Annotated in this window: 1 protein-coding gene and 1 pseudogene; one reads left to right on the forward strand and one right to left on the reverse strand. The window is 63.8% G+C overall.

The features are described 5' to 3' along the window. The first annotated feature begins 475 nt into the window (after window positions 1-475). Window positions 476-919 (forward strand): hypothetical protein, encoded by a 444-nt coding sequence (locus tag AC0L3C_RS36115; protein ID WP_473267061.1) that lies wholly within the window; start codon window positions 476-478, stop codon window positions 917-919. A gap of 29 nt (window positions 920-948) precedes the next feature. Here the strand turns inward: AC0L3C_RS36115 and AC0L3C_RS36120 are convergent. After that, window positions 949-1,626, reverse strand: a pseudogene (locus AC0L3C_RS36120) (caspase family protein); the annotation flags it as partial.

Raw genomic sequence — 1,626 nt, forward strand, 5'->3', positions numbered from 1 at the left:
AGCCGCGCGACGCTCTGGTAGTTGGACACGCCAAGGACCAGCGCCACCCGCTTGTCGGCCTGCGCAGTCGAGGCCGCGACCAGCATCCACAACACCGACAGCGCAAGCCGGCAGACCAACCGGCTTGAACGCAACGTCGGGACTGAAGGGCTCAATCGGATCATGATGCGGGCTTCGCTCCACGCGTCAGCAATGTGGCTGCAATCAATATGAATACTATTCGATAGCGGTCCGCCCTCGGGTCTGTGCCATCGATCACACATCAGGCCCGGCCGTCAGGCGAGACGGTTGCCGCCGCGCAGTGTCCACCGGCGACTCCCTGCCGGAAATGATAATGGAAGTGGCATGGCATTGGGAAGCCGTCCTGCAACCTTCCGGAGATACTTGCCTCCCCCAGGCGCTTGAGCTTCTATGTCGGCATAAATCGCTTTTGCTTCATTGGCCACCCGAAGGTTTTCAGACAAGGGGTTTCAAAATGATCCGGCCTTTCATGACAGTCGTGTTGTCGCTCGCAACCTCCGCCTTGTTGCTTCTGTCCGACACTGCGAGCGCCGACAAGATGCGCCCGGGCTACAAGAGCTACCAAAACGCTCACGGCCTGAATGCCAACACCGCTTGCCGTCGCCCCGCATTCAACATCTGCCAGGGTTGTAATGTCGTCATCCCGATGCGGGTCGCGCAAGACCGCGGTTGCGGGTTCAACTTCCAGTCGCTGGGTCCGTTCGTGGGCCAGGACGTCGTCGTCTCTCCGGCGAACGGATCCTACAGCCTGGTCAACTCGACAAAGGCTGTGTACCGACCGAACTCCGGCTTTACCGGCAGCGACCACTTCGAAAGCCGTCTCTACTTCGAGGACGGCACCGGCAAGCGCACGTTCCTGAACCTGAAAGTCAACGTCAACGTCGTTCCCAGCCTGTGAGTCCCGGCACCGTCCCATCGGCGCCGATCTCAATCGCCTTCACAACTGCCGCCGCATGAATCGGCTCCGCCGGACGGACGCGAGCGACCGCGCGGGCTCGGCTCGTGACGCGATACCGCCTTTGACTTCTGCGGCGGCGGATCGGGACGCCGGCGGCACATGCCCTGGGCATCCAGCACGTCGTTACCGTCACAGACGATCTGGACGCAATGATCGCCCTCTACCTTTTGTCCCTTGGCGCACACCAGCGGACAGACACGATCGGGCCTGCCGCGCACCGCATCGAGCGCATCGAGACTTGCAACTTTGACGTCGAATTTGGTGCCGGCGTTTCGGTTGAAATTGTCGAGCGCCTTTTGCGACGGCGTCGTCCAGGCACCGTCGGCCGCACCGGGATCGCAGCCGACGCGCTTCAGATGGGCCTGGAGCAGACGGGCGACGTCCGCCGGATCCATTGCCGGCTTGGCAACCGGCGCAGGGGCAGGCGCCGGCGCAGCCGACGGAGTTAGCGCCGCAAGTGTGGCCTGTCGCTCCCGCTCGCGCTGTTCCTGTTCGCGCCTAGCGGCCTCGATCTGTTGCTGCGCTTCCAGCGCGGCCTGCTTCTTCGCCTGCTCGACCTGAAGGGCCGCATCCTCGGCCTGCCGGCGCGCCTCCGCAACCTGCCGCCGGGCATCGTCGAGCTCGCGCCTGGCCTGGTCGGCGAGGCG

This window comes from Bradyrhizobium sp. WSM4872, assembly GCF_055811715.1.

Excerpts from the sequence above, each read along its gene's own strand:
- AC0L3C_RS36115 (WP_473267061.1), top strand. The coding sequence starts at position 476 with ATGATCCGGCCTTTCATGACAGTCGTGTTGTCGCTCGCAACCTCCGCC.